This is a genomic window from Gillisia sp. Hel_I_29 (assembly GCF_000744275.1).
Taxonomy (GTDB): Bacteria; Bacteroidota; Bacteroidia; order Flavobacteriales; family Flavobacteriaceae; genus Gillisia.
The window spans coordinates 430,632-450,875 of the sequence record NZ_JQLP01000001.1 but is presented as its reverse complement, the minus strand read 5'-3'; the positions used below and the strand labels follow the sequence as shown (position 1 = coordinate 450,875).

Sequence of the window (20,244 nt, the reverse complement as noted above, 5' to 3'; positions counted from 1 at the left end):
ACGATTTGTTGAATTTAAATTTTAAAATTTGTTTCATACTTATCAATTAATTTATGTCGTTAAAAATTAGATCCATTTTGTTGATATTGCTGTGTGCAGTAACACTTAACTCCTGTAAAACACCTAAACCTGTTGTTTCAAAACCAAGGCCTCCAAAAAAGGAGTTACCTCAAAGAGTTGAGAAGCCAACACTACCTTCTACAAAGATTCCTAAACCGGTTGAAATTGAAGAGAAGGTTCCACCAGTTCAAATATTTAAAAGTAGTCCCTATGTGATGCGCGAATTTCGTGCAGCTTGGATTGCTACAGTGGCAAATATTAACTGGCCTAGTAGATCTGGTTTGTCTACAAAGCAACAGCAAGAAGAGGCTATAAAATTATTAGACTTTCTTAAAGATCATAATTATAACGCAGTGATCTTTCAAGCCAGACCGCAGGCAGATGCTTTATACCAAAGTGATTTAGAGCCATGGTCTTATTTTCTATCTGGAGAAGTTGGAAAAGCTCCAGACCCATATTATGATCCTTTAGATTTTTGGATCAAGTCTGCACATGAGAGAGGAATGGAATTACATGTTTGGTTAAATCCATATCGTGCACATCATTCTACAGGAGGACCGATAGCACCAAAATCTATGGTGAAAATGCATCCAGAGTTTATGGTGAGCTTAAAAAATGGAATGTGGTGGATGGATCCATCTAAACAAGCAACGCAAGATCATTCTGCAGCCGTGGTTATGGATATAGTTAAGAGATATGATGTAGACGGAATTCATTTTGATGATTATTTCTATCCTTATGCTTCCTACAATAAAGGTGCAGATTTTCCAGATTCAGAAGTATATCAAGCATATATAAAATCTGGAGGAAAGCTATCTAAGCCAGACTGGCGTAGAGAAGGTGTAAATAATTTTGTGGAACGTATCTATAAAGAAATTAAGGCAGAAAAACCTCAGGTTAAATTTGGGATTAGTCCGTTTGGGATCTGGAGACCGGGCTACCCAAAATCAATTTCTGGGATGGACCAGTACAACGAGTTGTATGCAGATGCTAAATTGTGGCTAAATAAAGGGTGGTTAGATTATTTTACACCTCAGCTATATTGGAAGATCAATCAGACCGCTCAAAGTTTCCCTGTTTTATTAGGATGGTGGGAAGGTGAGAATTCTCAAGATCGCCATTTATGGCCTGGAATTAATATAGATTTTGGGGGAGATGCTGCTAATGTTGATGAAACTATCAATCAGATCATGTTAACTAGAGGAATGATAGCAGAAAGTAAAGGTACAGTACACTGGAGTATAGCTCCATTGTTGAAATATCCAAATCTCTCAAAAGCCTTGGTAGACGGACCGTATGAAAAACAAGCCCTTGTACCTGCAAGTCCGTGGTTGGATGAAGTATTACCAGAAGCCCCTACAGTTTCAGCAAAAATTGAAGGAAATAGCGTGAAGATCTCTTGGTCTCATTCTGCAATTACAGATGTATCAAACTGGGTGGTCTTCTATAAATATGGAAATAATTGGGATTATAAGATCTTAGACAGAACTGAAAATGCTACAGATTTCACTCATTATTTAAAGGAAAAGGAGAAAAAGGATCCGTTGACTTTTATAGGGGTTACTGCCGTAGATAGAACCGGAAATCAGAGCACTTTCAATGAAATTAAAATTGAAGCTAAATAGTTAAGAAAATTTAATAAGTATGACTCCATTATTGGTTTTTAGTGTGATCGCCGCCTATTTTGTCCTATTGTTAGTAATAAGTCACTTTACCTCGCAAAAGGCAGATAATACTACGTTTTTTACAGCCAACAGAAGATCTCCTTGGTTTTTAGTAGCCTACGGAATGGTTGGTGCTTCTCTATCTGGAGTCACCTTTATCTCGGTTCCTGGAGAAGTAGGAAATTCTAATTGGACGTATCTACAATTTGTAATGGGAAATATGGTGGGTTATGCCGTAATTGCATTTGTATTGATCCCGCTTTTTTATCGACTTCAGCTAGTTTCTATTTATGAATACCTAAGAGATAGGTTTGGGAAGAATTCCTATTTAGCAGGCGCTTCCTTCTTTTTGATCTCTCAAACCATTGGAGCTTCCTTTAGATTATTTTTAGCCGCAGTAGTACTACAGATTGCATTTTTTGATGCTTTTGGAATTCCTTTTTTCGTAACCGTACTTACTACCATTTTACTTATTTGGATCTATACTTTTAGAGGAGGAATTAAAACCATTGTTTGGACAGATACACTTCAAACCACTTTTTTATTAGCTGCGGTAGTGATTAGTATCATTATGATTGTTGATCATATGAATTTGAATTTTGGAGAAGTGACTAGTCTGGTGTCAAAAAGTAAGATGTCTACCATATTTGATTGGGATTGGAGATCTAATCGCAATTTCTTTAAAACCTTCTTAGCGGGAATCTTTATTACCATCGCTATGAACGGGCTGGATCAAAATGTAATGCAGAAAAACCTGACTTGTAAGAATAAGGGGGATGCTCAAAAGAACATCTTTTGGTTTTCTATCGTTTTCTTTTTCTCTACTATGTTGTTTTTAGCTTTAGGAGTACTGTTATATCAATACGCCATAGATCAGAATATCTCGATTCCAGAAAGAACAGATGATCTATACCCATTGTTGGCTTTAAATTATTTTGGAACTTTTGCCGGTATCGTATTTTTATTAGGAATTATTGCAGCAGCATTTTCAAGTGCAGATTCAGCATTAACAGCGCTTACAACTTCTTTTTGTGTAGATATTTTAGATCTTTCCAAACGAAAGAGCAATCAAAAGAAAACACGATTTTTAGTACACATAGGCTTCTCTTTACTGATGTTCTTTGTGATCATCATTTTTAATGCATTAAATGATACCAGCGTGGTAAGTGCCGTTTTTAAAGTGGCAGGATTCACCTATGGACCTTTATTAGGTTTATTTGCATTCGGATTATTAACAAAGCGTGGAGTAAAAGATAAATGGGTGCCCTTAGTGTGCATTCTCTCTCCAATGCTATCTTTTATTCTAGATCAAAATTCTGCAAGCTGGTTTTATGGTTATAAATTCGGATTTGAAATATTATTGGTAAATGCTGCCATAACATGTTTAGGCCTAGCATTTTTATATAAAAGACAACCTGGATTTCTATAATAGAATAGTGAAAATGAACTCATGAAAATTGAATTTTACACTTTTAATTTAGCGCTTAAAAATACTTTTACCATTACTCACGGATCCAGAGATTTTCAGGAAACACTGATTGTGGCTTTAACCGATGGAGACTTTACCGGATATGGGGAAGCAGCGGCAACGGTGTATTATGGAGTTTCTACCAAAGCGATGATAGCATCTATAAAATCTGTAGAAAATATCATTTCAGAAAACATCCATTTAAAACCAGAAGAACTTTGGGAACTCACATTTCCGCATTTAAAAGAAAATCCTTTTGCACAATGTGCTTTAGACATTGCAATGCACGATCTTCATGGAAAACGAAATAAACTTCCATTATATAAAATGTGGGGTTTAGATCTTGACAATATTCCGCTTACCAATTATACCATCGGAATAGATTCAGTTGAAAAAATGACAGAAAAGATCAATGCATTTCCATGGCCATTATATAAGATCAAATTAGGAACTGAGGATGATGTGCAAATCATAAAAGAACTTAGAAAACATACAAATTCAGTATTTAGGGTAGATGCAAACGGCGCGTGGACGGCAGAGCAAACCATCAAGAATTCTAAATTATTGAAGGAGCTAAATGTGGAATTTTTGGAGCAACCCTTGAATCCGAAAGATCTGGATGGAATGGGGGAAGTTCACAAGAATTCTGTATTGCCAATTATTGCTGATGAAAGTTGTATTGTTGAAGCCGATGTTGCAAAATGTAAAGATTACTTTCATGGCGTTAATATAAAACTTACCAAATGTGCAGGGCTTACACCGGCAAGAAGAATGATAGCGGAAGCCAAGCGTTTAAATATGAAAGTGATGGTGGGTTGTATGACCGAATCTACTGTGGGGATTTCAGCAATTGCTCAATTATTACCTTTGTTAGATTATGTAGATATGGATGGCGCACTTTTATTAAAATCTGATATTGCAGACGGAGTAAAGGTGTATGATGAAAAAGTGTATTTTCCGAAGCGAAATGGAACAGGAGCTAAATTATTGATTTCAGGATAAAGTACGAGATCTCAAGAATTTAGTTTCATATTCTAAAATTAAATTTGCATCTAAATGTCAGGTTGAGCGGAGTCGAAACCTAATTTCTAAATAAGTATTTTTATAATATCAATAACTAATTGATTAATATTTTAAAATTATATGAACGTATTTAAAAAGATCAATTTATTAGCCTTAGTTGGGCTTTTAACAATTGCTTCTTGTAATAAGAAAGCAGAAGAAAAAGAAGACAATAAAGCGCAAGCTTATATTGAAGATGTAAAACAGGAATACGCTCCAGATAAAAGGGTGGCATTATTTGATGTAGAAGCAATGCAAGCTAACGATGCTTATATTCTTAAAGGGGAATCTAATTTGCCGGATGCTGTAAGTGCATTAAAAGAAAAATTAAATGCTGAAGGAATTTCTTTTGCAGACAGCATTCAATTGCTTCCTACCACCGATTTAGAAGGAAAAACCAACGGACTTATAAAAATTTCTGTAGCCAACCTTAGAGGTGAAGGAAAACATTCCGCAGAACTTGTTACCCAGGCAACTATGGGAACTCCTGTGAAAATATTGAAAAATAATGAGGGTTGGACATTAATTCAAACTCCAGACGGTTATATTTCTTGGGTAGACTACGGGGGAGTAATTGGATTAACAGATGCTGAATTTGAAGATTGGAAAGCAGCAGATAAGATCATCTATCTAAATCCTTATGGAAAATCTTTTGAAAAGGCAGACTTAAAAAGTCAGCCGGTTTCCGATTTGGTTGCTGGAGACATTTTAGAGGTTCTAAGCGACAAAAACGGATTTTATGAGGTTAAGTATCCTGACGGTCAAAAAGCCTTTGTAGATAAGGTAGAAGCTATGGGATATTCAGATTGGGTAGCTTCTGTAGATCAATCTGGAGAAGATCTGGTAGCTACGGCTAAAAAGTTGATGGGATTGCCTTATTTATGGGGTGGAACTTCGCCTAAAGGAGTTGACTGTAGCGGATTTACAAAAACTGTTTATTTTTTGAATGGTTTGGTCATTCCAAGAGACGCTTCACAACAAGTGCACACCGGAAAATTGATAGACTCTACAAAGAATTTTGAAAATCTGGTTCCCGGAGATCTTTTATTCTTCGGAAAAAAAGCTACCGATTCTACCGGTGAAAGAATTATACATGTTGGAATGTGGATTGGAGATCAAAAATTCATTCATTCTATGGGGAATGTACACATTAGTACTATGGATACCACCAGTGCAGATTTTGATGAATACAATTACAACCGATATTTAAGAACAAAACGCATCAATAATCAAGAAGGAAACGGATTGTTATATCTGGCCAAAAAAGATATTTTTATGGCTAAGAAAGATTCTACATCGGTAAAAGAATAACCTTTAAATTCTTATAAATAAAAAGCTCCTCTACATCTAGAGGAGCTTTTTTTATGCTGAAAAAGATACTTTATAGATACTTCTTATATAGATTATTAAGCACCTTCAAATCATGATTTGTTAAAGTAGAATTTACTTCCGTTTGAATAAAATGAAGTTTAAAGGCCTTAATTGCTGCTGGCATATCGCTTACATCATATCCAATAATCTTTAGAGCGATCTTAGGAGTAACATCTAATAATGGAGCAGCTTTTGGCACTTTTGCATCTGCAACAATTACAGAATCATTTACTTCGGTCTTGATCTCCTGAGGGATTTCTGTGGTTAGCTTATTACCTTTATCTAAAGTCTTAATTTCCTCTTCCGGGATTTCATCATACCACAAGCCAAATCCTTCTTTTGCCAATTCTTTCCACGGAAAAGTTTTATTCGGATCTTGTTTTCTGGTTGGAGCGATATCAGAATGGCCAATAAAATTAGCTGCTGGGATCTTATATTTCTCTTTAAGATCTTTCAATAATTCCAGTAGGCTTTGAATTTGTAATGGTGAAAATTCGTCACTTCCATTATTGTCTAATTCAATTCCTATAGAAGATGAGTTTAGATCGGTATTAGAACCCCACTTTCCGGCACCACCATGCCATGCACGATAAAGATCATTCAGCATATGATAGATCTCTCCGTTTTCACCAATTACATAATGCGCACTAACTTGAGTTCTCTCTAATGTGAAGGTTTTTAAAGTTTGCCCTACCGAATCTTGCGCGGTATGATGAATAACCACAATATTTGGTTTTCTAAGGTTGAAATTGGTAGTACCTACCCAATCTTCCACATACTTTAAACTACTTGCAGTTCCAGGATTTGGCGGAGGTAAAACTTCTAACTCTTTTGTGAGTTCTTTGGTGTGTTTTTTATGATCTCGGTTAGTTGAAGCATACGGATTGCTGGCACATGAAACCATCATGTAAGCTGCTGCAACTATTGTGAATGCTGAATTTATTCTTTTCATTTAAAGTTTAATATTAAAATTTCCAGCGGACAAAAGCTTCCATTGCTTCATAATCTGCCATTCCTAATTTGTGATAATTAATTGCAGTTTCTCTGTTTCTTTCCTGAGCGCGAACCCAAAATTCTCGTTCATCGTCACCCGGAAAAACAGGATGATCTTTTTGAGATTGATGCTGAAAAATGGCTTTTCTTTTGCGATCTACTTCTTGAGGAGAAAGTGGTACTGCCATTTCAATTTCATGAGTTTCAAATTCTAACCATGCACCTCTGTACATCCAAAGCCAACAATCTTTTGTCCAAGCTTCGGTTTTTCTAAGTCGGTTCATGGCTTCGATGATAATTCTGAAGCAAACAATATGAGTACCATGCGGATCTGCAAAATCGCCTGCCGCAAAGATCTGATGAGGTTTTATCTTCTGTAAAAGCTCCATGGTCAACAAAACATCTTTTTCTGTAACCGGATTTTTCACCGTTTTTCCCGTTTCGTAAAACGGTAAGGCCATAAAATGAATGTTCTTATCTGCTAACCCGGCAAATCGGGCTCCGGCAAAAGCTTCAGATTTTCTTATAAAACCTTTTACTTCTCTAATCTCTGGCAAGTCGATCTCATTAGGTTGTTTAGACTTTAAGAAACTTCGCATCTCTTCATAAATAGCTTCCAGTCTTTTGGTATCATCGCCCATACTTTTATTAAAGTCGATAGCAAATTCAACATATCTTAAGACATCGGTATCCCATACAGCGGTATTTCCCGAAGTTTGATAAGCTACATGCACGTCATGACCTTGATCTACCAATCTTATAAAGGTTCCGCCCATAGAGATCACATCGTCATCTGGATGAGGTGAGAAAATTAATGATCTTTTATGTGCCGGTTCCGATCTTTCCGGGCGTTGAGTTTCATCTGCATTGGGTTTTCCACCCGGCCAGCCTGTAATGCTGTGTTGAAGATTATTAAATACTTCAATATTGATGTTGTAGGCAGGACCTTTTTCGGTGGCTAATTGTGCCATCCCGTTATTGTTGTAATCTTCGTCTGTAAGTTTTAAGATAGGTTTTCCAATTTCTGAAGATAACCAGATCACCGCTTTTTTAATTTGCCTATCGTCCCACAAGCAATCTTTAACCAACCATGGCGTGTTGAATCTTGTTAATTCTGAAGCCGCTTCAGTATCTAAAATAAACTCCACTTTATCTGAATGTTGCAAATAGGTAGCAGGTACATTTCCTGAAATTTCTCCTTCTACAGCCTTTTTAATAATACTGGCTTTTTTCTTGCTCCAAGCCATTAAAATGATCTCTCTGGCTTTGAAAATAGTACCAATTCCCATGGTAATGGCTTTTGTAGGTACATTTTCTTTACCGCCAAAATCTCTTGAGGCATCTCTTCTGGTAAGATCGTCTAAAGTAACCAGTCTCGTTCCGGAGTTGGGAGCAGATCCAGGTTCGTTAAAACCAATATGTCCTGTTCTACCAATTCCTAAAATTTGAAGATCAAGGCCTCCTAATTCTTCGATTTTATTTTCATAATCCAGACAAAAAGCAGCAATATCTTCTTTCTTTAAAGTACCATCTGGAATATGAATATTCTCTTTTAAAATATCGATATGATCAAAAAGATTTTCGTTCATGAACGTTACATAGCTTTGTGGCGCTGTAGGTTGCATGGGAAAATATTCATCTAGATTGAAAGTGATCACATTCTTAAAACTTAAACCTTCTTCCTTGTGCATTCTAACCAATTCCTGATAAACCTCCACTGGAGTAGCTCCAGTGGCAAGACCTAACACTGTAGGAATACCCTCCTTTTGCTTTTTAGTGATAAGGTTGGAGATTCTTTTAGCAACACTTTTAGATGCTAAATGTTCATCTGGAAAAACACTTACCGGTAATTTTTCATACCGTGTTTCTTCAAGGAGATTTAGTCTGGCCATAATAAAGTTTTACAATAAGGTTGTTGATTATATGTAACTTATTTAGTTAAGTTGCGCTTTGGCTACAGCTATCTGTTGTTTAAAGATATGATCCATAATGGCTACGGTGGCACCTAACAAACTTGAGTTCTTTCCTAGTTTGGAAAGCTCAATTTCGGTGCGTTCTTTTAGCTGGATCATACAATAAGTATTTATAGATTGCTGTATTGGAGTTGTTATAAACTGTTTAGCTTCGGCTATTTTACCTTCCAGGATAATAAGTTCCGGGTTAAAGATCTGTATTAGAATAGCTATTCCTTTTCCTAGACTTATACCAATATCAGATAGCACATTAATTGCAAATTGATCTCCGCGATTGGCAGCTTCAATAATAATAGAGGGTTCTAAATTTTCGAGTTCATTGCTAACCAAATCTTTTAAAATAGAATGTTGTCCAGCCTCAATTCCATCTTTAGCTTTTTTTACCAATGCAATTCCGGAGGCCACGGTTTCTAAGCACCCTCTTTTCCCGCAATGGCATAACGCTCCGTCTTCTACTAAAGGAATATGACCGAATTCTCCTGCAAAGCCTGAAGACCCCATGTGCAGTTTCCCACCCATAATAATACCAAGACCAATTCCCCAGTCCATAGATAGTACCAGAACATTATTCTTGTTCTTGGCGAGTCCAAATCTAAATTCTGCCAAACATGCACTTTTAGCATCGTTTAATATAACTACAGGCTTATTAAATTTTTTTTCAAACTCTGCTTGGAGATTTTGTGGCTGATGATCTTTTAGAAAATAAGTAAAATTGGTTCCGTTTTCTGAAGATACCAGTCCGGGCATACTAATTCCTATACCCATCAACTTATCAGAATTAATATTAGATTCTGCTATGAGTTCTGTGGCATGCTCATGCAAAATGTTCACAATATCAAAATCTTTAGAAATTATGGTACGTACGTTTTTTTCAAATAATATTTGGTGAGTATTATCCAGTATAGCTAATTGTATTTGGAAGCGTTCAATATGGATGCTCAACACAAAAAAAGTGTTCTCCTTTAATCCAAATAGATCTGGTTTTCTCCCACCAACAGATTCACCTCTTCCTTGTTTAGCTACAATTCCATCTGCAACTAACTGATTTAATAAAGACATGGAGGTAGGCAGACTTACATTAAAAGTGCTACAAATATCTGCGTTAGTATTGGCTCCGTTAAAATAAAGATGCTTAATGATCCTTATTTTTTGAAGATATTTTTTCCTCTCTACGTTACTCAATCCCGGTGGTGGAGAATGGTTGATAAAAAATTCCTGCAATTCTTTAGACATACATAAAATTTAAATTTGAAATTAATTTGTCATTAAGATTAGTCCTTTTTTGACATATAGGAAGGAATAATATTTTTTAAAATTAGATAAAATATTATTTTCAAAAAAGACTTTATTAATTTTTTTATGAAAGATCGATTATTTATTTAAAATTTATATTTTTAAGCATTGGTTTTAAAAACAATCTTAAAATCGATCATAATTTACTGGCTCAATATAAGTAAACATTGAGTTCTTAAAGCATTGGAGATTAAAAAATCTATTTCTCCTTCTAATTTTAACTTATGTTAATGATGCAATGGTAAACGGAGTTCAAAGATATTTTGCACTAGATGTATTAAGAGGTCTAACCATTGCCTTAATGATCTTGGTTAATAATCCTGGTAGCTGGTCTAATATATATGCTCCTTTTAAACATGCTGTCTGGCATGGTTTTACAATTACAGATCTGATATTTCCAACCTTCTTATTTGTGGTAGGTAATGCTATGAGTTTTAGCTTAAGAAAGAACAAATACAATTCTAACAAAGTATTTCTGAAGAAGATCTTAAAGCGGAGTTTCCTAATATTTTTTATAGGCCTTTCTTTAAATGCGTTTCCTTTTGTTATAAGAAATGAGTTTGGTGAAATTGTTTTAAAAGACTTCTCAGAAATACGCATTATGGGAGTGCTGCAGAGAATTGCAATTTGTTATTTGATTGCTGGCTTATTGCTCCATTTCATCAAAACTCAGGCAAGTCTAATTATTAGTATCAATATCTTACTATTTTATTGGTGGGTATTATATAGGTTTGGCAATGCATTAGATCCATTCGGACTTCAGGGAAATGCAGCCTTAAAATTTGATCTTTTGATCTTCCAACCGGAAAATTTATGGAAAGGGTTTGGAATAAGGTTTGACCCTGAAGGCTTGTTAAGTACCTTGCCAGCAGTGGTAAATGTAATTGCAGGTTATGTGGCAGGAGTTTTTATACAGACTTCTGGAAATAAACTCACTACGGTATGGAAACTAGCACTTGGGGGATTAGTATTATTAATTGTATCGTTGTTTTGGGATAATTATTTTCCTATAAATAAAGCGTTATGGACCAGCTCTTTTGTGCTTTATTCTATTGGTTGGGACTTATTAATTATTGCAGTTCTTATAATAATATTAGAGCTGTGGCATTTTAAAAAGTGGGCCAAAATTTTTATAGCATTCGGAAGAAATCCTCTTTTCATTTTTGTGCTATCTGGTATTTTTTCTAAGTTATTGAGTATTGTTTGGATACATGGAGCTGCTTTGAAAATTTGGATCTATACTAATGCTTTTTTAAGCTGGCTTACCAAATACAATGCTTCCCTAGCTTTTGCCGTTAGTTTTATGTTGCTAATGTGGTGCATTGGTTATATTATGGACAGAAAGAAGATCTATATAAAAGTTTAAATTCTGCAAACCTCTGGTTTGCTTATAATCATCTATAATTTTAATATGAAATTATTCCAATTTTACACCTTATTACTTTTAACTCTTTGCATAGGGCTGAATTCTTTTGCTCAGGAAGCTAAAGTTAGAACTCCAGAATTTGTTCAATTTGAACACAGTGTCTGGGTAGATTCTATAATGAAAACTTTAACTCCAGATGAGCGTATTGCTCAGATGTTAATGGTAGCAGCCTATTCAAATAGGGGTACGGAGCATAAAGAAGAAATTCTAAAACTCATTAAAGAACAAAAGATTGGTGGAGTTATCTTTTTTCAAGGCGGTCCGGTAAGGCAAGTAGCGTTGATGAACGAATATCAAGCAGCCTCGAAAGTTCCTTTAATAGGAGCTATTGATGCAGAATGGGGATTAGGAATGCGGTTAGATAGTACCATTAGTTACCCCTTCCAGATGCCTATGGGTGCTATGAAAAATGATACACTTATCTATAAAATGGGAACCCAGATAGCCGAGCAAATTAAAAGGGTTGGGTTGCACATCAACTTTGCTCCAGATGTAGATGTTAATAACAATCCCGATAATCCAGTGATTAATTACAGGTCTTTTGGAGAGAACAAATATAAAGTAGCAGAAAAAGGGATTGCTTATATGAACGGACTTCAAGATTCGGGAGTCTTAGCTACAGCAAAGCATTTTCCGGGACATGGAGATACGGCTACAGATTCGCATTACGCTCTTCCGCAGATAAATCATAACAGAACACGCTTAGATACTCTAGAACTTTACCCTTTCCGCGAAATTGTAAACGCGGGAATTGGGGGAGTTATGGTAGCGCATTTAGATATTCCGGTTTTAGATTCTACGGGAGTTCCTTCCACCTTATCTAAACCTATAATTTCAGGATTATTGAAACAGGAATTGAATTTTGGCGGATTGATAGTTACAGATGCCATGAATATGAAAGGAGTAACTACCGGACATGAACCTGGAATAGTAGATAAAGATGCGGTTTTGGCAGGGAATGATCTTTTAGAATTTACCGAAGATATCCCGATGGCAATTTCAGAAATTAGAAAAGCAATCAATCAGGGTTTGATAACTCAAAAACAAATTGATGAAAGATGTAGAAAGATCCTGGCGGTGAAACAATGGGTTGGACTGAATAAATATCAACCAATTTCAACAGAAAACATTATTGAAGATCTTGATAAGCCGGAATATCATTTATTAAACAGGCAGCTTACGGAGGCTAGCTTAACGATTCTTAAAAATAATAAAGATCTATTGCCACTTAAAAGGTTAGATACTCTAAAGATCGCTGCTATTTCTATAGGTAAAGAAGAGCGTTCTAAATTTCAGGAAAGCTTAGGGTTATATACAAATATCACCAATTTTAATATTTCAAGAGATGCCACTTCAGAAGATATTTCAGCAATAGAGAAGGAGTTAGAAAATTTTAATCTAATTATTGCTGCTGTTCATGATCATAGCAAATTCCCTAGAAATGGTTTTGATCTTTCCGAAGAAGGAAAACAGTTTATTAGTAAAATTTCTTCAGAAGAAAATGTGATCATGACATTTTTTAAGAATCCTTATGTAATTAACGATATTGATCTAATTGAAAAATCTTCTGCTTTAATTTTAGGGTATCAGGATACTGATAATTCTGAGGATCTGGCGGCACAATTAATTTTTGGTGGGATAGGAGCAAATGGGAGATTACCGGTGAGTATTGGAGACAAATTTAAAGAAGGAGATGGATTGGATGTTGAAGGCAGAATTCGATTTAAATATACGCTGCCGGAAGATGCAGGAATGGATTCTCAAATTCTATATAAAAAAATAGATTCTTTAATGCAAGAGTCTATAGATGCTAAAGCGATTCCTGGAGGTCAGATCTTAGTAGCAAAAGGAATGAAGGTGGTAATGCACAAAGCTTATGGCTATCATGAATATAGCGATACTATTAAAGTTAAAATTTCTGACATCTATGATCTTGCTTCGGTTACCAAAGTTTCTTCTGCTTTAGCGGCATTGATGAAATTAAAAGATGAAGGTAAGTTTGATCTAAATGCAGGAATAGATGCGTATTTACCATATTTCAAAAATTCTAATAAAGCAGGAATTCCATTTAGACAGATCTTAGCACACCAAGCTGGTTTTAAGCCTTGGATTCCTTACTGGAAAAATACGCTTAGAAAGAATGGAAGTTACAAATGGAATACGTTTAAGAAAGATTCTTCTAAAAGATATCCTATAAAAGTTTCAGAAAATATGTGGCTATTTAAAGATTATAGAGATAAGATATACAGAGAGATCAAGAATTCGCCATTAGAGAAAGACCGTAAGTATCTATATTCCGGATTGGCATTTTATCTGTTGCCGGGAATTGTGGAGAATATTACCAAAGAAGATTATATAGATTACTTAAATGAGCATTTTTATGCTCCTCTTGGTGCAACAACTTTAACCTATAAGCCATCAGATAAATTTTCTGGAGATAGAATTGTTCCTACAGAGCATGATTATTTATTCAGAAACAAACCAATTCATGGGAGTGTGCATGATGAAGGCGCTATTATGATGGGAGGAGTCTCTGCAAATGCCGGATTATTTGCCAACGCTAATGATCTTGCTAAACTATTGCAGATGTATCTGAATGGAGGAAATTATGGAGGAGTTCAATATATTTCCACAGAAACCTTAAAAGAATTTACCAGTTATCAATTCCCGGAAAATGATAACCGCAGAGGCTTAGGATTTGATAAGCCGAGTTTGGGAGATAGAAAACCAGATGGCAATGCAGCATTAAGTGCTAGTAAGGAGAGTTATGGGCATACCGGCTTTACCGGAATTATGGTATGGATGGATCCAAAAACAGATCTGCTCTACCTATTTCTTTCTAATAGAGTTTTGCCAAGCAGAGAAAACACCAGACTTTACCAAATGAATACCAGAACTAAGATCCAGCAGGTACTTTATGATGCTATAAATTTTAATTAGCTAATAAGTGTAACCGTTTTAAAACTCCTGCCTTGAGCAGGAGTTTTTATTTTTATGTTATTCATCGAATAAGCAGGCAATTAATTAGATGTTTTTATAGAAATAGTATATTTGTTTAATGCTTAACGCTTAAAAACCCCAATTTTCTAATTATTTCGAATGAAACAATATTGTTTGAACCCCCTTGTTTACTTGATTGCCCTACTCTCTATTCCAAGTTTTTCTCAAAATTCTATTAACGGATCTATTACAGATTCAGACAAAAATCCTGTTGCATTTGCGAATGTAATTTTGCTTCAAGCAAAAGATTCTGCAACTGTTTATAAAGGAACCGTATCTGAAGAAGATGGGAAATTTATAATTGAAGATGTAGCAGATGATGAGTACGTGCTTCAAATAAGCTTTGTAGGTTACGAAGATTATTTGAAAAAAATAAAGGTTAAAAATGGTGAGAATTTAGGACGGATCATACTAAAAGAATCTGAAAACGGACTGGATGAAGTAGTTGTGAATGCCCGCAAGCCTAAGGTATCTAGGAAAGTAGACAGATTGGTTTTTGATGTTGAAAACACTAGTATTTCCAGCGGAGATTCCTGGGACATCTTAAAATACACTCCCGGAGTTATGGTGAGCCAGGGCCAGTTGCTTATAAAGAACAAACCGGCTGTAGTTTATATAAATGACAGGAAGGTTTATTTAAGTCAGCAGGAGTTGCAGCAGTTATTACAGGGTTTTTCCGGGAACAATATAAAATCTGTTGAAGTGATCACTAATCCCCCTGCAAGATATGATGCAGATGGAGGGGCCATTTTAAACATAGTTACTTCTAAGAATATTTCTATTGGATATAAGGGAGACATTAGTGCTTCTAATACTATTGCAATAGTTCCAAAATATACGGTTGGGACAAGCCAATATTACAAGAATGACTGGTTGAATGCTTATGCTAGTTATAACTACAATTCTAGATACGATTATAAAGAGGATATTGGTAATATTACTTATTATGAGCCTAATGGAAATGTAGATTCTTATTGGGATAACATCTTTAAAAAAGATTCAAGAACCATTTCTCATAGTTTGAACACGAATTTAGATTTCACATTGAATGAGAATAATAGCTTAAGCCTAAGTGCTAATCTACTTTTTACTCCAAAATCAGATTCAGAGATTATAGGAAAAACAGAGATCTTTAACCCACAAAGGCAGTTAGATTCTTTATATACTACAGATAGTGATGTAAATTCTAATCAAGATAACCTTTTGTTCAATGCTACCTATTCTTCTAATTTAAATGATAAGGGAGCAAATTTATCTGTTCAGGCTAATTATATCAATTATAAAAATGATCAATTTCAAGATCTTACCACAACATTTTTAAATTCTGAAGAGGTAGAGTATGATAGAAACAATTTTAGCACTGTTTCTTTTCAAGATACAGAGATCTTAGCAGCTCAGGTAGATCTTACTACAAGCATAGCCGGACTTCCATTTGAAACTGGACTTAAAGCTTCTAGAATTTTATCAGACAGCGGATTGGATTTCTTCAACGTTGATAATACCATAGATTATTCTGTAGGTTTCCTTTCTGATGCTTTTAAGTATGATGAAAATATTTATGCGGGATATGTTAGTTTATCTAAAGATTGGGATAAATGGGCGGTAAAGGCAGGATTGAGAGGAGAATATACCGATGCTCTTGGAACTTCTTCTAATGTAGGAGCTTTAAACGATCAGCAATATTTTGAATTGTTTCCAACTTTCTTTTTACTGCATAGTCCCTCAGAAGATCACTCCTATAGTCTAAATTATAGTAGAAGAATTTCCAGACCAGCCTTCCAAAGCTTAAATTCTTTTAGGTATTTCTTGAATGAAAATAACTTTCAAGAAGGAAATCCACAATTGCAGCCTGGAATAACCAATAAGATCACCCTAAATTATACCTATAAATCTAAGCTTTCTTTTGATCTGTATTGGGAAGGCACCAACAATGCGATTACGATCTTACCCTTTCAAAATAATGAATTTAAATTCTTGAGATCTGTAAATTCTAATTTAGATTACGATCAGCAATACAGCTTAGACGTTTCTTATTATTCTTATGTAAATGATTGGTGGTATTTCTACGGACTGGCTTCTTTTTATAATCTGAAATCTGATTTCTATGCGTTGGAAAGCGGAAATCAAAAAGTGACTAATGAAGTTACCAGTGCATTTGTAAATATTTTCAATCAGTTTACGTTGTCTAAAGACAGAACGTTCACTATGGATGTTTCGGGAATGTATCTTCCAGATTTTATTGCCGGATCTTACGATTTTGATCCTCAGTATTCTTTAAATATCGGGTTGAGAAAATCATTCTTAAACGGACGTTTGATAGCTACGGTAAATGCAGATGATATTTTTAATACCAACAATATTCCGCTGGTATCAAAATATTTAAATCAGAACAATTCGTTCTTTGCTAAACCGGAATCTCGGAAAGTGAGATTTTCTCTAAGATATAAATTCGGAAACTTTAAATTAAGAGATAATCAGCGTGCTGTAGATGCTGAAGAAGGTGAGCGTTTAAAAGAAAAGTCGCTTTTATAGATCTTATATACGCTTTCTAAATATCTGTTTTTCATCTTACTGATGCATATTGAAAACAAATTCTTAATTTTGCACTCTCAAATAAATTGATTTGGCAAAAATAGGAAACATAGATGTTGGAGAATTCCCGTTGCTTTTAGCACCGATGGAAGATGTGAGCGATCCGCCATTTCGCGCTTTGTGTAAAGAACAAGGGGCAGATGTAGTGTATACAGAATTTATTTCTTCAGAAGGACTTATTCGCGATGCCGCGAAAAGCGTAATGAAACTTGATATTTACGAAAAAGAGCGTCCTGTTGGTATCCAGATCTTTGGTGCTAATCTGGAATCTATGCTACAATCTGTAGAGATCGTAGAGAAATCGAACCCGGATATTATCGATATTAATTTTGGATGTCCTGTAAAGAAGGTAGTATCTAAAGGTGCCGGAGCCGGAATTCTTAAAGATATAGACTTGATGGTTTCCCTAACAGCGGCCATGGTAAAACACACACATTTACCGGTTACTGTTAAAACCCGTTTAGGATGGGATCAAGACTCCATAAAGATCGTTGAGGTTGCAGAACGATTGCAAGATGCAGGAGCAGCTTCTATTGCTATTCACGGTAGAACCCGAGCACAGATGTATAAAGGTGTGGCAGATTGGGGTCCTATTGCAGACGTTAAGAACAATCCTAGAATGCACATTCCTGTCTTTGGAAATGGCGATGTAGATTCTCCAGAGAAAGCTATGGAAATGAGAGATAGATACGGATTAGACGGAGCCATGATTGGACGTGCAAGTATTGGGTATCCATGGTTTTTTAGAGAAGTGAAGCACTTTTTTGAGACGGGTGAGCATATGGCGCCTCCAACTTTGGAAGAGCGTGTACAAGCCGCCAGAAAGCATTTGCAAATGGCTATAGATTGGAAAGGTGAGAAGTTAGGAGTTTTTGAAACTCGTAGACATTACACCAACTACTTTAAAGGAATTCCGCATTTTAAAGAGTATAGAACCAAAATGGTAACCAGCGATGATTCTATAGATGTTTTTGCAGCTTTTGATGAGGTAGAAAGAGAATTTGCAGGCTTCGAATTCGCTTAAATTCCCAATGCTTTTTTACTTCGGGTTGCAGCAATATAAGATGCTGAAATTCCTAACACACCTATAGTTAAAGCCACTATTAGAATATTGATCGCCTTTATGCTTACAGGATAAGGAAGGCTAGGGGTGATCATTACAAAGTTAAATTCTAACTGAAGGTAGACCAGCACTATTCCGAAGATAAGTCCGAGAACTCCACCAATCACGGTCATTAAAGTACCCTGAAAGAAAAAGATATTTTTTATAGAATTCGGGGTTGCCCCAATATTGTATAAAGTCTTAATGTTTTCTCTTTTATCTAAGATCACCATTATTATAGAACCCACTACATTAAATAGTGCAATGATCAACACTAAAGTAAATATAAGATATACCGCAAGATTTTCGGTATTTAGCATTTTATAAAGCGTTTCATTAAGCTGCGCTCTAGTTTTTACTTCCACGTTATTCCCAAAGATCTTTTCTAGATTTTTGGAAATATTATCTATATCTGCTTCTGGTTTGGTTTTGAATTCTAAAGATGAAATTTCATCATCTTTCATATCAAGCAATTTCCGAGCGAACATTAGATTTGAGAACACAAATTTGTTATCTAATTCTTCGTTGATGCTATAAATACCGGTAACAATAACACTTTCTCTACTAAACGCACTATTTATATTGGTGAGTTTTATCTGCCCTTTCCCCGGCTTAGGCACCATAATATTGAGAAGATTATTATAATCAAATGGAGAGATAGAAAGCAATTTAGAGATTCCATTTCCAACCACTACCTGATATTCAGATTGGGCAAGCCAGGTTCCGTAAACCATAGCGCTATCTACATTGTTCACACGTTGATAATTGGAATCTACTCCCTTGAGATACGCGGTATGGTTTTTAGATCTGTAATCTAAGAAAACGCGCTCTTCAATAGTTTGCGTAAAGCCTTCGATACCTTCTATCTTTAAGATATCTTCTTTTTCCTTTTCTGTAAATTGAATGATCTTACCTTCAGAAGGCAAAACTTTTAGATCTGGATCAAATTCATTCGTAAAGGAGAGGCTAAAATCTTTTAATCCGGAGAAACCGGAAAGTACTACGAATAAAGCAAAGGTTCCTGCAAATATTCCAATAGCAGCAATAATGGTAATAATATTTATTGCATTACTGCTGCTTTTGGTAAAAAGATATCGCTTTGCGATGTAGAGGGAAAAATTCAAGTTAAGATTTTTTCCTGCGCTCTAAAAGATCTGGTTGATCTATAGGGTTTTCTTTACCTTTCATAGATTTCTCTAAGTTGTCTATATACTCTAAAGAATCATCAACAAAGAAATCTAGATCTGGCATACGTCTTAATTGGTTTTTAGTACGCTGCGCCAATTCATGCTTTATCTTATGCTTAATCAAATTAAGATCATCAAGCACTTCCTGTGCATTTTTATTCGGAAAAATACTTAAATATGCTTTTGCTATAGAAAGATCTGTTGTAACTGTTACTTTAGAAACGGAGATCAAAATGCCCGACACCCCAGAATCTCTAAGATGATTTTGCAGGATCTCTGCTAGATCCTTTTGTAGAACTCCACCTATTTTTTTTTGTCTATTTGTTTCCATAGTACAAAAGTAGCATATTTAAAGATTATAGTATTTTTATAAGCTGAAATAAGATGAATAATTAGATTTTAGTTGCAATGAGAAAGATAGAACATATTGGGATAGCTGTAAAGAATATGGAAGAAGCCAATAAGACCTACCAAGATCTTTTAGGTGCAGAGCCATATAAAGCGGAAGAAGTGGAAAGCGAAGGAGTACTAACTTCCTTCTTTAAAATTGGGGATAGTAAGATCGAGTTATTGTCTGCTACAAATGAGAATAGTCCTATTGCCAAATTCTTGTCTAAAAGGGGAGAAGGGATTCATCATATTGCATTTGATGTAGAAGATATTCAAAAAGAGATCTTAGATCTTGAGAAAAAAGGATTTACTTTAATTAATAAAGAACCTAAGAAAGGTGCTGATAATAAATTAGTTGCGTTCTTACATCCTAAAGATTCTCATGGGGTTCTGGTAGAATTATGCCAGGATATGAATAATAATAAATAAATTATTTGGTGCGTAAGTAGCAATTATCTAAATTTGCGCCCTCATATACCTATTGAGCCGGTCCTATAGCTCAGCTGGTTAGAGCACCTGACTCATAATCAGGTGGTCCCTGGTTCGAGTCCAGGTGGGACCACTTTTAAGCATTGATAAGCCCTATAAACAGTACGTTTGTAGGGCTTTTTCTATTTTAGGGGCTGAATGAGGGGACGAAATTATTATTGTATATTTAATTTT

At 35.3% G+C, this 20,244-nt stretch carries 14 protein-coding genes and 1 tRNA gene; 10 read left to right on the top strand and 5 right to left on the bottom strand.

The window, feature by feature from the left end; genetic code table 11:
- Positions 1–53: 53 nt before the first annotated feature.
- From P163_RS02105 to P163_RS02090, 4 genes are all read left to right on the top strand, one after another.
- Positions 54–1,685 (top strand): glycoside hydrolase family 10 protein, encoded by a 1,632-nt coding sequence (locus tag P163_RS02105; protein WP_034887120.1) that lies wholly within the window; start codon positions 54–56, stop codon positions 1,683–1,685.
- A gap of 19 nt (positions 1,686–1,704) precedes the next feature.
- Entirely contained in the window at positions 1,705–3,153 is a 1,449-nt protein-coding gene (locus P163_RS02100) for a sodium:solute symporter (RefSeq protein ID WP_034887119.1), read from the top strand.
- A 21-nt stretch (positions 3,154–3,174) separates the two neighbouring features.
- Positions 3,175–4,194, top strand: coding sequence for a dipeptide epimerase (locus P163_RS02095; RefSeq protein WP_034887116.1), 1,020 nt, complete (start codon positions 3,175–3,177; stop codon positions 4,192–4,194).
- A gap of 141 nt (positions 4,195–4,335) precedes the next feature.
- Positions 4,336–5,565 (top strand): NlpC/P60 family protein, encoded by a 1,230-nt coding sequence (locus tag P163_RS02090; protein ID WP_034887115.1) that lies wholly within the window; start codon positions 4,336–4,338, stop codon positions 5,563–5,565.
- A gap of 70 nt (positions 5,566–5,635) precedes the next feature.
- Here the strand turns inward: P163_RS02090 and P163_RS02085 are convergent, their stop codons facing one another.
- Genes P163_RS02085 through P163_RS02075 form a run of 3 tightly spaced genes read right to left on the bottom strand, consistent with a single transcriptional unit; the run spans position 5,636 to position 9,824 of the window.
- The gene (locus tag P163_RS02085; protein WP_034887114.1) at positions 5,636–6,577 is read right to left on the bottom strand and encodes an N-acetylmuramoyl-L-alanine amidase; all 942 of its coding nucleotides are present in this window, start codon (positions 6,575–6,577) and stop codon (positions 5,636–5,638) included.
- 13 nt (positions 6,578–6,590) lie between these two features.
- Entirely contained in the window at positions 6,591–8,510 is a 1,920-nt protein-coding gene (gene nagB, locus P163_RS02080; RefSeq protein WP_034887113.1) for a glucosamine-6-phosphate deaminase, read from the bottom strand.
- Between the two features lie 42 nt (positions 8,511–8,552).
- Positions 8,553–9,824: an ROK family protein gene (locus P163_RS02075; protein ID WP_051931037.1), complete on the bottom strand. Its 1,272-nt coding sequence runs from the start codon at positions 9,822–9,824 to the stop codon at positions 8,553–8,555.
- A 298-nt stretch (positions 9,825–10,122) separates the two neighbouring features.
- Here P163_RS02075 and P163_RS02070 point away from each other — a divergent pair, with 298 nt between their 5' ends.
- The 4 genes from P163_RS02070 (at position 10,123) to dusB (ending at position 17,926) form a co-directional block, all read left to right on the top strand.
- Positions 10,123–11,250, top strand: a complete 1,128-nt coding sequence (locus P163_RS02070) for an acyltransferase family protein (RefSeq protein ID WP_034887112.1) — start codon at positions 10,123–10,125, stop codon at positions 11,248–11,250.
- 45 nt (positions 11,251–11,295) lie between these two features.
- On the top strand, positions 11,296–14,250 hold the full coding sequence (locus P163_RS02065) for a glycoside hydrolase family 3 N-terminal domain-containing protein (RefSeq protein ID WP_034887111.1): 2,955 nt from the start codon (positions 11,296–11,298) through the stop codon (positions 14,248–14,250).
- Between the two features lie 159 nt (positions 14,251–14,409).
- Positions 14,410–16,842 (top strand): outer membrane beta-barrel protein, encoded by a 2,433-nt coding sequence (locus tag P163_RS02060; RefSeq protein WP_034887110.1) that lies wholly within the window; start codon positions 14,410–14,412, stop codon positions 16,840–16,842.
- Between the two features lie 91 nt (positions 16,843–16,933).
- A complete protein-coding gene (dusB, locus tag P163_RS02055; RefSeq protein WP_034887109.1) occupies positions 16,934–17,926 on the top strand; it encodes a tRNA dihydrouridine synthase DusB in 993 nt (330 codons plus the stop codon).
- Here the strand turns inward: dusB and P163_RS02050 are convergent.
- Both P163_RS02050 and rbfA read right to left on the bottom strand, forming a co-directional pair.
- A complete protein-coding gene (locus P163_RS02050; protein ID WP_034887108.1) occupies positions 17,923–19,128 on the bottom strand; it encodes an ABC transporter permease in 1,206 nt (401 codons plus the stop codon). The two genes, dusB and P163_RS02050, sit on opposite strands and share 4 nt — an antisense overlap.
- A 1-nt stretch (position 19,129) precedes the next feature.
- Positions 19,130–19,522 carry a 30S ribosome-binding factor RbfA gene (gene rbfA / locus P163_RS02045; protein WP_034887107.1) on the bottom strand — a complete coding sequence of 131 codons (393 nt, stop codon included), beginning with the start codon at positions 19,520–19,522 and terminating at the stop codon, positions 19,130–19,132.
- A gap of 77 nt (positions 19,523–19,599) precedes the next feature.
- Here rbfA and mce point away from each other — a divergent pair, with 77 nt between their 5' ends.
- The gene (gene mce, locus P163_RS02040; protein ID WP_034887106.1) at positions 19,600–20,010 is read left to right on the top strand and encodes a methylmalonyl-CoA epimerase; all 411 of its coding nucleotides are present in this window, start codon (positions 19,600–19,602) and stop codon (positions 20,008–20,010) included.
- A 59-nt stretch (positions 20,011–20,069) separates the two neighbouring features.
- Positions 20,070–20,143: transfer RNA gene (locus tag P163_RS02035), tRNA-Ile, on the top strand.
- Positions 20,144–20,244: the final 101 nt, after the last annotated feature.